The 11,620-nt window shown below is 50.6% G+C and carries 10 protein-coding genes; 6 read left to right on the forward strand and 4 right to left on the reverse strand.

All coding sequences use genetic code 11. From position 1 onward, the window contains the following. Window positions 1-221 precede the first annotated feature (221 nt). The 4 genes from ACYVB1_RS13175 to ACYVB1_RS13190 form a co-directional block, all read right to left on the reverse strand. Window positions 222-944, reverse strand: coding sequence for a 2'-5' RNA ligase family protein (locus tag ACYVB1_RS13175; RefSeq protein WP_460924239.1), 723 nt, complete (start codon window positions 942-944; stop codon window positions 222-224). Between the two features lie 39 nt (window positions 945-983). Beyond that, a complete protein-coding gene (locus ACYVB1_RS13180) occupies window positions 984-2,891 on the reverse strand; it encodes a DUF294 nucleotidyltransferase-like domain-containing protein (RefSeq protein ID WP_460924240.1) in 1,908 nt (635 codons plus the stop codon). Further along, window positions 2,888-3,586, reverse strand: a complete 699-nt coding sequence (locus tag ACYVB1_RS13185; protein ID WP_460924241.1) for a 3'-5' exonuclease — start codon at window positions 3,584-3,586, stop codon at window positions 2,888-2,890. The genes ACYVB1_RS13180 and ACYVB1_RS13185 overlap by 4 nt, the downstream gene beginning before the upstream one ends. Before the next feature lie 159 nt (window positions 3,587-3,745). Beyond that, window positions 3,746-5,524 (reverse strand): aminopeptidase P family protein, encoded by a 1,779-nt coding sequence (locus tag ACYVB1_RS13190; RefSeq protein WP_460924242.1) that lies wholly within the window; start codon window positions 5,522-5,524, stop codon window positions 3,746-3,748. A gap of 253 nt (window positions 5,525-5,777) precedes the next feature. Between ACYVB1_RS13190 and ACYVB1_RS13195 the strand changes: the two genes are divergently transcribed. From ACYVB1_RS13195 to ACYVB1_RS13220, 6 genes are all read left to right on the forward strand, one after another. Further along, window positions 5,778-7,001: a glycoside hydrolase family 88 protein gene (locus tag ACYVB1_RS13195; protein ID WP_460924243.1), complete on the forward strand. Its 1,224-nt coding sequence runs from the start codon at window positions 5,778-5,780 to the stop codon at window positions 6,999-7,001. A 423-nt stretch (window positions 7,002-7,424) separates the two neighbouring features. Beyond that, a complete protein-coding gene (locus ACYVB1_RS13200) occupies window positions 7,425-8,672 on the forward strand; it encodes an efflux RND transporter periplasmic adaptor subunit (RefSeq protein ID WP_460924244.1) in 1,248 nt (415 codons plus the stop codon). A gap of 167 nt (window positions 8,673-8,839) precedes the next feature. Beyond that, window positions 8,840-9,913: a TolC family protein gene (locus ACYVB1_RS13205; protein WP_460924245.1), complete on the forward strand. Its 1,074-nt coding sequence runs from the start codon at window positions 8,840-8,842 to the stop codon at window positions 9,911-9,913. A 45-nt stretch (window positions 9,914-9,958) separates the two neighbouring features. Continuing rightward, complete coding sequence (locus ACYVB1_RS13210) at window positions 9,959-10,348, forward strand: DUF3471 domain-containing protein (RefSeq protein WP_460924246.1); 390 nt, start codon at window positions 9,959-9,961, stop codon at window positions 10,346-10,348. Window positions 10,349-10,415: 67 nt separating this feature from the next. Beyond that, window positions 10,416-11,114 carry an ABC transporter ATP-binding protein gene (locus tag ACYVB1_RS13215; protein ID WP_460924247.1) on the forward strand — a complete coding sequence of 233 codons (699 nt, stop codon included), beginning with the start codon at window positions 10,416-10,418 and terminating at the stop codon, window positions 11,112-11,114. A gap of 4 nt (window positions 11,115-11,118) precedes the next feature. Then, window positions 11,119-11,620 (forward strand): ABC transporter permease (locus ACYVB1_RS13220; RefSeq protein ID WP_460924248.1); only part of this gene is annotated, 502 nt, incomplete at its 3' end.

An 11,620-nucleotide genomic window follows, 5' to 3' on the forward strand; every position in this document is an offset into this window, starting at 1 on the left:
CAAAGGCGATATCTTCTCCCACTGTTCGTCAGTTAACTCGTATCGTCTCATGACTTACTAACAAGCTAACAGGGTCTTTCGTTTGATTCATCAGACACAGCCTAAGCTACTGTCTTATAAAGAGGCTGGTTTTTTTGCAAAAACTGCTGTATAACCCTGGCAAGGCAACTTGGAGCACGCTTAGCAAAAGACCCGCTGGGACTCAAAACAAACCCATGAAGTTACAGACCAATGCAATTACTTAAATTAAAGCGACCTAGCACCTGCACCTTGGCCTGCTGCTGGTACCAGTCGTTGTAAACCAGCTCAAGTTCATTTACTTCTGCACTTCCAAAGTCACAGTTCCTGTACTGCTGCACTTTCTCCAGGAATGCTGCAGCATTTCGCAACGGAGCTTTGAACCGAACCACGGTGCAATGCGCAGTCTGTAGCACATAACGGGAGTCCAACGTCTGTTGTAACGAAGTTTTCCTGAAGCCAAGCCTAAGCCGGTTTCTCAGCTTATTGAGTTGATCAGCCTCAGGAAAACCCTGAACAAGAAGACTGGAAGGAGAGGCTGTCACTCCTCGAAAATGAAGCTGCAGGCTGCTGAAGTCCTGAACAGTTTGCTGAATCAACTGAATATACTCCTCTACCCTGATATTAGCTAAGGAGAAGCCTGTATGGCAGGAAATAACAGACATCACCGTGACATGTAGATCAGAGTCCGGGTAGTAATACTGCTCCGGCTCCATTTGCTGTAGCTCCAGAAGAAACTGCCTTATTCTGTTTTGAACCTCCTGCCCTGGCCGAAAGAGAAGTGTAATGCCAAACCTGGTGTCATTTCCAGCATCAATCAGCAAATCCAGCTCAAAGTTGCCTGCCTTAAATTCTTTCAAAGAGCTTGCCCACAGCTGGTTATAGTGTTTCTCCAAGTCAAAGGGTGCGGCAGCTTCTTCAGCCATGTTCTCTGAATTTTTCTTCTTTCCAGTGTACCAGCGGGCTTACCCAAACAAGGCATTTGTGAATTGAACCTTGATGTTGGTCTGGAAATTGGCAATGGTTTTAAAAATCTCCTTTAGGGTAACCTGCTCTATCTTTGTCAGGCTCCTGATGTCGATGTAGTTTTCGGGCTCAGATTTGTCGTGGATGATTTGCACGGCCTGCTTCTTTAACCGCATGCTCATGAGATAGTAGTACGACTGCATCAGTTCCTGGTATTCTGTTTCTTTGAAAACACCTTTCTCCATGAGGGCTTCGAGGCGCTCCCCGGTATTCGTTTTAAAGATCCGGTGCTGCAGGGCATATACCCGCACCAGGTCCACAATAGGCGTCATGGCTTTTTTTATGTTGAATACCTCCTGGCTGCCAACGGTAAAGGTCTTTATGTTTTTGAAATAAGTCAGCGGTGGCTCGTACTGCATGGCATTATTGGCCATGTGAAAGAGAAAACGGCCCAATGGCTTTTGCAGTTCTTCATCCAGAAACGCTTTCAGTTCATCTACAATGGCGGCCTCGCCATAAATGTAGCGGCAGTCAAAAAAAGCCGAGAATTTCATCACCTTGTCCGGGTCCGGCTCTTTCATCCAGCTCACATAGTTGCGCTTCCAGTGCGAGAGCGAGTGCGTCCACTTGGTATTCTTGGCCATATAGCCCCCGGTACAAAAGCTGAAGCCAATTTTATCCAACCGCTCCGATACCTGCTCCGCAAAAGCCAGGAAATACTCCCGCACCAGCTCGCGCTGTTCGTTCGCTTTGTCTTCGTAGATGATGGCGTTATCCTGGTCGGTTTTAAGCGTCTGCTCTTTACGGCCCTCACTGCCCAGCACTATAAACGCAAACTTGGCAGGCGGTGTACCCATTTCATCAATCACACTCTCAATCACTTTCAGAGCGATGGTATCCGATACAGTCGTGATTACCTGGTTCACAATCTCCGGCTTTACGCCACGGCTCAGGAGCTGGTACACAATTTCCGGCACCTTCTCCCACCTGCGCTTGAGTTCCTCCACAGAGCGGGCCAGCCTTACCGACTGGATAAACATAAACGGCGACTGCGCCTGCTCACTCAGCAGCTTGTTCCGGCTGATAAAGCCCAGATAAGCTCCGTCTTCCTCGATCAGTAAATAGCGCGTCTGCGTCCGGAACATGAGCAGGATGGCCTCATACACATAGGCCTGTGTATTGATTGACACAATAGGGTTGTCCATGATGCTGCTGACCGGTTCGCTTACATTGACCTGCCGGGCCACCACGTTATCGCGCAGTGTGATATCCGTTACATAACCAATGATGTTGCCCTGCGTGTTCTTCACAAAAAGGCAGCTGACTTTCTGCTCAGCCATCCATCTTGCTGCTTCATAGATGGGTGTGTCTGCAGGACTGGAAACCAGGCTTCGGTACTCGATGCTTTCAATCTTTCGGGAGTAAAGCTGGTCTGAAGCAATGTAATTTTGCTCAATGGTGGTCGGCTTTTTTACAAAATGCGCGTACTCATCGTTTATCATCCGCTTGCCAAACTCAGCGGTAAAAAACTGGAAGAATTCCTCGTTAGTCTGGCAAAGCGCCCTGAAGTCACGGCGGTGAAGGAAGTATACGACCGTTCCCTTTTTGGCTATAACCGAACGAAGCGACCTTTTCCGGTTGAGCAGCACAGAAACACCACCGTAGCAGTAGCCTTTGTGGTGATACTCTATTACCCTTTTGTTGTGATCGCTGTCATAAAAGAAAGCCTCGTACTCCCCCTCGGCGATGATATCCACCCCCCGCATTTTGGTCACTTCCTGGTGGTAGATAGGAGTATCCTTGGTATACCTTACTTCCTGCAACAGTTCTGCCACCCCCTGTAGCACATCGTCAGAGAGCACATTAAAAGGCTGTACCGTTTTTAGAAATTCTAGCTGATTGTTCATATCCAGTAACTAAGCAACAGGGAAATTAAAAACATACCTAATACGCTAACGCCGCAACCGGTTTTCGTTTTTGCAGCCGGTGCGACATCTGGAACAGCTTTCTGGCTGCGAATCATCTCTTCATCTATGTCTCCGCGTTTCAGTAATTCGAAGAAGCATTTTGCCGTAGCCTGGGCATCGACCATGGCATTATGCTGATGCTCTAGCGGCACGTTGAAGAGCCGCTCGTACATCTCGCCCAGGCGCAGGAAACGCTGGTGTAGCCGTAGCATAAAAGAGGAGGAAGCGCGCATGGTGCAGAAAAGCGGCAGTTCCGGCAAAGGGTTGTGCATACCGGCCCTGTGAAAACAGACCCCCACCATGTGGTAATCCAGCTGCATATAGTGGGCAATTACCAGCGGCTGGTACTGGTTCAGGTCTGCTGCAAGATGGGTTAGCACCTCTTCCCGCGACACCCCATGTTCCTTTAGAAAGGGCTTGGTGATACCATGGATTTTGACAGAGGCCGGAGAGATTTCAAAATTGTCATCCCGCACATAGTAATTTACTGTTCTTACTTCCTGGCCGTCTTTGGTATAAATGGCCCAGGCCACCTGCACAGAGCACGGCCAGCTGGTATTATCTGTATAAGGGGCGTTCCAGTCTTTAGGGATACCCGTTGTTTCGGTATCTATAAACAGCAAATAATCTCTCACGGCTTTAAAGTAACTATAAAATCATCAAGTATAAAACTGACCGGAAATTATATGCAGGCGTGGTGCTCTCTTCAGCCCCCTGAGACAGGGGCAAAAAAAAAATCGCTCTGCCTGCGCCTTCCGGCAGAAAGAGCGATGGTGTGAGAATCAGGTTAACAACTAAATAGCTTTTGCTTTCTGCTTCAGCCAGTCCAGTTCCTCCCCGGACAAGTGTGGGCCGAGCTGCTCCACTACCCGCTGGTTATAGGCATTCAGCCACTCTACCTGGCGCGTCTCCAGCAGTTCCTTCTTCACCGGTGTGGTGTCAATCATGGCCAGGGTGAGGTGCTCGAAGGTATAGAAATCCCCGAGATCGTTCGCCTCATCCTGTACCGTGAGCACCAGGTTTTCGATGCGGATGCCATGCTTGCCGGTGCGGTAAATGCCAGGCTCTACCGAAGATATCATCCCTAAAGCAAGAGCAACAGGTGTCGCAGAGGCGTTCAGCACATGCGGCCCCTCATGCACATTCAGGAAGAACCCGACTCCGTGGCCGGTGCCGTGGCCGTAATTGCGGGCATGGTCCCAGAGCGGCTTGCGGGTGATGGCATCAATCTGGTAACCGGGCGTTCCTTTCGGGAATCGGGCAGTAGAGCCCTCAATCATTCCTTTCAGCACCAGCGTATAGTCAATTCCTTCCTCCTCCGTCAGGTTGCCCAGCGATACCACACGCGTAATGTCGGTGGTACCGGTGTTGTACTGGCCACCGGAGTCCAGCAGGAACAGGCCGTCTGGCTGCAGCTCGGCATCGCTTTCTGGCGTCACCCGGTAGTGTGGCAGGGCACCGTGTGCTTTATAGCCGGCAATGGTATCAAAGCTTTCGCCCACAAAGCCTTCCTGCTCTGCCCGGAATTCACGCACTTTAGCAGCCACCGAAAGTTCTGTTACTTTGGTTTTTCCCACGTTTTCCTCCAGCCACTTAAAGAAACGCGTCAGCGCCACGCCGTCCTTCACCATGGTCTTGCGGGTATTCTCTATTTCCACCTCATTTTTCAGCGCTTTAAAGAAAGTAGTAGGATTCGTATCCTGCACCACGCGCACAGCAGTTGGCAGCAGCTTATAGAGGGCGTAGCAATTACGTTTCGGGTCGATGAGGATGCTGGAAGCGGCTGGCAGGAAGGCGATGGCTTTCTCTACCAGGTCATAAGGCTCCAGTTCAACACCGGCCGCCTGCAGCGCTTCCTGCTCTTCCTGGGTAAACTTGGCGGCATCCATAAACAGCATCGCCTTGTCCTGGCTGATGAGGGCAAAACTGAGCACCACCGGGTTGCACTTCACATCAGCGCCCCGCATGTTGAATAGCCAGGCCATGTCGTCGAGCGAAGAAATCAGGTGGTAATCTGCTCTTAGCTTTTTAAGGGCTACCCGCAGCCTTTCCAGTTTGCTTTGCAGCGACTCCCCTACTCTTTCCTCGCCTACCAGGAAGGCAGGTGCCGTAGGCAGCCCGGGCCTGTCTGGCCAGATGGACTCCAGGTAATCGCGGTCGCTGTTCAGGCTGATGCCTAGCGGCGCAAGTTGCGCCTCCAGCAACAGGGCCAGCCCTACCGAAATAAGCTTTGCATCGTAGGCCACTGTGGCTCCTTCTGGCAGGCGCTCCCCTAGCCACTGTATATACTCTGGCGAAGCCTGTGCCTGCAGGGGCACCAACTCAAAACCTGTATCTGCCAACTGCTCCTTTGCCTGCACAAAATAACGGGCATCGGTCCAGAGGCCGGCAAAGTCCTCTGTTATCACCAGGATACCCGCCGAGCCGGTAAAGCCGGAGACGAACTCAATGCACTTGTACCTGTCTGGTAAGTATTCGCTGATGTGCGGGTCTGCCGAAGGGATAATATAAGCACTTACTCCCTCTCCTTTCATCTGGCTGCGGATGGCAGCTAGTCTTTCTTTATATGTCATAGTTTTATTTATCGGTTTTAGGCAAATTAAGAAAAGATGCGCGGAAATGCATGCCGCTTTCAGCCACCCACGCCCCATCAACTGGTTATCAACTTTAAATCCACGGAATAAATTGCTGGAGGAATTCTATAATTCCCTATATTTAATTTTATGCCAAGAGTTTCTGCTTCCGGTGACGGTTGTAAACGTACTTGAACCAAATCCGCTAGGCGAAACGACAAAATCAACTTAACCTGATAACACACCCGAGTTTATGCAACACAAAAGATTCTACGCGAAGGCCCTCCTGGTTGCCAGCGTATGCCTGGGCACTGCCTGCAGCAGCAGCGAAAGAGCACAGGTAGCGGACCTGAACCCAACACAGGAGGTCTTGTCTCTTGCTGATTCTGCTTTCCAGGATGCGGCTGCCCAGTACAAGGTACTGATGTCCCGGCTTCCGGAAGACAAACTTCCGAAAACATTTCATGAAGAAAGAGACTACCTGGAAACAAGCAACTCCGAATGGTGGACCAGCGGATTTTACCCGGGCACGCTTTTATACCTTTATGAGGAAACCGGCGATCAGGTATTATACGAAGAGGCGATGCGCGTACTGAAGTTACTCGAAAAAGAGCAGTACAATACCTCCACCCACGACCTGGGCTTTATGATGTTCGACAGCTTTGGCAACGCCAACCGCATCAAGCCGTCTCCGGAGTACAAGCAGGTGCTGCTGAACAGCGCGCGGTCGCTGGCTTCCCGGTTCAACCCGCAGGTTGGCGCTATCCGCTCCTGGGATTCCAAGCCGGAAGACTTCATCGTCATCATCGATAACATGATGAACCTCGACCTGCTTTTCTGGGCAACAAAAGAAACAGGAGACTCCACGTACTACGACATTGCGGTAACGCATGCCAACACCACTATGGAAAACCACTTCCGCCCGGACAACAGCACCTACCACGTCATCAACTATAACCCGAACACCGGCGAGGTACAGGAAAAGAAAACAGCACAGGGAGCGGCAGACGAGTCGGCCTGGGCAAGAGGGCAGGCCTGGGGACTGTATGGCTTCACTGATGTTTACCGCGAGACGAAAGATGAGAAGTACCTGCAGCAGGCGCAGCGCATTGCTGATTTCATGCTGAACCATGAGAACCTGCCGGAAGACAAAATCCCGTACTGGGATTTTAATGCTCCCCGCATTCCGGATGCACTGCGCGATGCCTCTGCCGCCGCCATCATAGCCTCTGCCCTGCTGGAACTGAGCCAGTATGTAGACAAAACAAAAGGCCAGCAATATTTCAACACGGCAGAAACCATCATCCGCAATTTATCGACAGACGAGTATAAAGCTGCTCCCGGCACAAACGGCGGCTTCATCCTAAAGCACGGCGTAGGCCACATGCCGGCAGGCACCGAGGTAGATGTGCCGCTTACCTACGGCGACTATTACTACATTGAAGCCCTGAAGCGCTATAAAGAGCTTGCGGGATAGTAGCAATACAGCAGCACAGAAGTTCTAAAACACAAGCGTCGGCTCTCTTCTAGGGGTCGACGCTTGTGTTTTGTATAGGCTGGTGTAACTGAAAGTTTAACCTGCTCTTCCTCATATCCTGTGAATACTGCTTCCAATAAATAGTTGAATGCCTAGTCCGCTGTTACCGCCGTTATTGGAACTTCCTCAACAACGAAGGCTAAGATGGTACAGGCCTCGTTGTTACTGCGCTGCAACATTATTAGCAACCGGTTTGCTTTTATGTAATTGCCTCCTCCTAAAACCGAACAACCTGTTCAATATTGAACACCTGCCCAACTGCAAAAAAACGTCATTTTTAACATTAAAATACTGTATTTCAATGTCATGTGTTTATGGCATATGAATTGGCTATATAGTTCTGAATCAGATTAGAAAAACAAGATGGATCGGGAACTATCAGCCGCTACAAAACAAGCCAACAAGCGCAAGCGCTTTTGGCAAATTGGTGTCGCTATCGCGTTGGTGGCAGCAGCCATGTTTGGTTTCAGGAACCTTATCACTCCGAGTATAAGCCGCAGCGAAATCAGGACGGCAGTAGTGGAAAGCTGGCCTGTGGTAGCCACCTTAACCGCTACCGGCGTGGTGGTACCAGAGCATGAACAGGCCATTACCAGCCCCATCCAGGCCCGCATCGAGCAGGTGCTGCGAACATCAGGAGAGAAGGTAAAACCTGGCGACCAGGTGCTGCTGCTGGACAGATCTTTCACCCAACTATCCTACGACAAGCTGAAAGACGAGCAGGAAATGAACCAGCACAAGCGGGTGCAGCTCCGGCTACAGTTACAGAAAAAACTAAATACCCTGGAGTCGCAGCTGGCTATTAAGCGCATGAGCGTGAAAAGCCTGCAGGCCCGCCTTGAGAATGAGCAGTACCTGCTTAAAATTGGTGGCGGCACACAGGAACAGGTCAAGCAGGCTGAACTGAACCTGAAAATAGCGCAACAGGAACTGGCCCAGTTGGAGCGTGACATTGCCAGCGAGCGGGAGCTGCTGAAAGCTGACGAACAGGAGCTTGGTTTTACACTAGCCATGCAGGGCCGCTCTATAGAAGAACTGGAGCGCAAAATGGAGCAGGCCGAGGTACGGGCGACACACCTGGGGGTGGTTACTTGGGTGAAGGATGAAATAGGCAGCAACGTGAACGCGGGAGATGTAATTGTACGTCTCGCTGACCTGAGCAGCTTTAAAGTAAAAGCAGCTGTGTCAGACGCTTTTGCGGAGCAGCTACAGGCAGGTGGCGAGGCTACGATACGTGTCAACGACACCGACCTGAAAGGCACTATTGCGGCTATAGAGCCGACAGTCACAAACGGAACGGTTACCTTTTATGTGGAGCTGGATGAAAATGCCCATAAGGTGCTGCGCCCTAACCTGCGCGTGGACGTGTACATGACTACGGCCACCAAGCCCAACACGCTCCGGGTGAAGAACGGCCCCAACTTTAGCAGTGCCAGCAACAACAGCCGATTATATGTGGTGCGTGGCGATGAGTTGGTACAGATACATGCCACCACCGGGGCAAGTAATACAGACTTCATCGAGATAGAAGGCAACGTGCAGCCAGGAGATGAAATAGTGATTTCCTCGCTGGAAGACTACGAGCACCTGAAGTCAATCAGCCTGAAGTAAGCTTTCTGAATCATATAGCACGCATCAAGTATCAGGACCTCTTCTTCCGAACCGCCTTTCTGAGCTATGAAACGCCCAAACAACAAACTCTTTCACGTGCTACGAATCACGAAATACGAAACCCCAAATACGAAATACGTGCATCGCGCTACTCAAAATCTAAAACTATGAAAAGCCAATTAACCTACTGTTTGTTGTTTGTGTGCCTCCTGCTATTACCTGCGTTGCTTTTCGCGCAACCTACTGTGCGCCAGCTGCGCCTGCAGGAAGTAATTGAAATGGCGCAGGAGCAGTCGGCGGTGGCACGGCAGGTGGAGACAAAGCGGGAAACCAGCTACTGGCAATGGCGCAGCTTCAAGGCGGGTTATAAGCCACAGCTCAGCATAGAAGGTATTCTCCCCGATTTCAGCCGCACCATCAATCCGGTAACGCAGCCAGACGGCACCCTGGAGTTTCAGCCCGTGTCCAACAACTACTCAGAGGTAGGCCTGACGCTGGCGCAGGCGCAGGCAACACTGGATGCTCAAACCGCCCTGCTTGCCCTGAAGACTTACGTGGGCCTGCGCGACAGCCTGGAAATACAGCTAGTGGTGCCGGAGCACATACCCACAGCTGATGTACAGACCGCTGTTGCCTTGTCAGAAGCCTTCAAGAACAGGAAAGAAAACCTGAACTTTCAGCGACGCCTGCTTGAGGCAGAGAGCGGCGTAGCCAAAGCAAAAGGTGACAATGGCTTTAACGCCAGCGTTTACGCCACCTTCGGGCTTACCAACCGTGGCGAGAACTGGAGAGACATTTACCGGCAACCAGAGAACCAGCAGGGCGTGCAGATTGGGTTCAGCATGCCACTGCTGGACTGGGGACGGCAGCGCGCTAACTATAAAGTAGCGGCCCTTGACCGGAAGCTGGTGCAGCACACTGTGGCGCAGGAGGAAGCAAGCTTTGAGCAGGCTGTTATCACGCAGGTGAACCAGTACAACATGCTCAGAAACCGCATCAAGGTAACAGCCGAAGCCGCTGACATTGCCCAGGAACGCTACGACATCGCCAAAAGCATCTACCTGATTGGGCGCATCAGCATCACGGATTTAGGTATTGCCCTGACGGAGAAAGACCAGGCCCGGCGGGCATACATTGCCTCGCTCAGCGAGTTCTGGGAAGCTTTTTACAACCTGCGGCAGCTGACACTCTATGATTTTAAAAAGCAGGAAGTCCTGTTGAGTAAGAAAGATGAAGAATAGCTTTAAGCAAAGAATAATTTACTATCCACCATATAACCTACAACTATGAAAAAGTTAATTTTAATGTGCCTGTTGGTACCTGAACCGCTATTTGCGGAAACTAACCTTGAAGCTACCCATGCCATGGTGAGTTTAAACGCCAAACAAGATCAATCTGAAACTTCAGGTGTAATTACCGCTGATGAAGAGTTGAGTCGGTACGCTGGTACTTATCAGCTGAATGAGCAGTTCCAGATAAAAGTATCGGCAGAAGCCGGAAAGCTGTTTGGCTTAGCACCTGGTGATGCAGAGAAAACAGAGTTCACTCATGTTTCCAAAAACAAGTTCATCATAAAAGGGTCTGAAACAACAGTTGAGTTTCTGGAAGAAGACGGTGCGGTGCAGTACATGTTTGTGAACATGCAGGGAGGGCTGAAACTCAAAAATGTTCGCTAGCCCGGTCACACAATAGCCAAAGAGTAAATCAGCATTAATAGATACATTAGAAAGAAGAAATAAGACGATGATAACGCTAAAAAATATCGAGAAGGTCTACCAGACAAAGTCTATTGAAACGGTAGCCCTGCAGCACGTGATCCTGACGGTTCCACAAGGGGAGTTCCTTTCCATCATGGGGCCTTCAGGCTGCGGCAAAAGTACGCTCCTCAACATCATGGGCCTGCTGGATGTGCCTACCAGTGGCACTGTGGAAATTGGGGGAATGCCAATTACTTCCTATAAAGACAAAGAACTGGCGCACCTCCGCAACGAGAAGATAGGCTTCGTTTTCCAGAGCTACCACTTGATCCAGGATTTGAGCGTGCTGGACAATGTGGAGCTTCCCCTCCTCTACCGTCCTCATGTATCGGCCTCTGACCGCCGGAAGCGGGCGCAGGTAGCACTGGAGAAAGTAGGGCTCAGTTCCCGTACCGGCCACTACCCCAGCCAACTCTCGGGCGGGCAGCGCCAGCGGGTGGCCATTGCCCGCGCCCTCATTGGCATGCCGGAAATTATCCTGGCCGATGAGCCGACAGGTAACCTGGACTCCGTGATGGGCGATGAAATCATGCAGATCCTCCTCGACCTGAACCGCCAGGAGTTTACGACGATCGTGATGGTGACGCACGATGAGCAGATGGCCCTGAAGACAGAGCGACTGGTGCGTTTCTTTGATGACCAGCAGGTTTCTGACTCAAGGTTATACGACTTCCAAAAAGCTTAAAGTCATGTTGAAGAACTATCTTAAAATAGCCTGGAAGGTGCTCTTGCGGCGCAAGTTCTTTACCTTCATCAGCCTCTTCGGCATCAGCTTTACTTTGATGGTGCTGATGGTGGCAACATCGCTTTTTGACTATGCTTTTGGTCCTCAAATGCCGGAGCGGGAAACAGATCGCTTGCTTTTCGTGAATACGATGCGGGAGCAAATAGAAGGCGGGTATACGAGCAGCGGGCCTTTCTGTTACCATTTCCTCAGCAGGAACGTGCGTACCCTGCAAACGCCTGAAATGGTTTCTATAAATTCGGTCTTCACAACAGTTAACAGTTATGTAAACAACCGCAAGCTGGTGCTCGACCTCAAGTATACAGATCAGGAGTTCTGGGATATTCTTGATTTCAATTTCCGGCTGTGTTCTAGAATGTATGATGTTGGAATAAGTATGGCAGCAAGGGTGTTTATAGGAAGTTATGTGCGAGATAACTATCCAGGTAAACTGCCCCTACTGCCAC

The sequence above is a fragment of the Pontibacter brevis genome (assembly GCF_054779655.1).

Bases quoted from the DNA above. Each gene is read 5' to 3' on its own strand.
- ACYVB1_RS13175 (WP_460924239.1), bottom strand. From the start codon at position 944: ATGGCTGAAGAAGCTGCCGCACCCTTTGACTTGGAGAAACACTATAAC.
- ACYVB1_RS13180 (WP_460924240.1), bottom strand. From the start codon at position 2,891: ATGAACAATCAGCTAGAATTTCTAAAAACGGTACAGCCTTTTAATGTG.
- ACYVB1_RS13190 (WP_460924242.1), bottom strand. From the start codon at position 5,524: ATGACATATAAAGAAAGACTAGCTGCCATCCGCAGCCAGATGAAAGGA.
- ACYVB1_RS13195 (WP_460924243.1), top strand. From the start codon at position 5,778: ATGCAACACAAAAGATTCTACGCGAAGGCCCTCCTGGTTGCCAGCGTA.
- ACYVB1_RS13200 (WP_460924244.1), top strand. From the start codon at position 7,425: ATGGATCGGGAACTATCAGCCGCTACAAAACAAGCCAACAAGCGCAAG.
- ACYVB1_RS13205 (WP_460924245.1), top strand. From the start codon at position 8,840: ATGAAAAGCCAATTAACCTACTGTTTGTTGTTTGTGTGCCTCCTGCTA.
- ACYVB1_RS13210 (WP_460924246.1), top strand. From the start codon at position 9,959: ATGAAAAAGTTAATTTTAATGTGCCTGTTGGTACCTGAACCGCTATTT.
- ACYVB1_RS13215 (WP_460924247.1), top strand. From the start codon at position 10,416: ATGATAACGCTAAAAAATATCGAGAAGGTCTACCAGACAAAGTCTATT.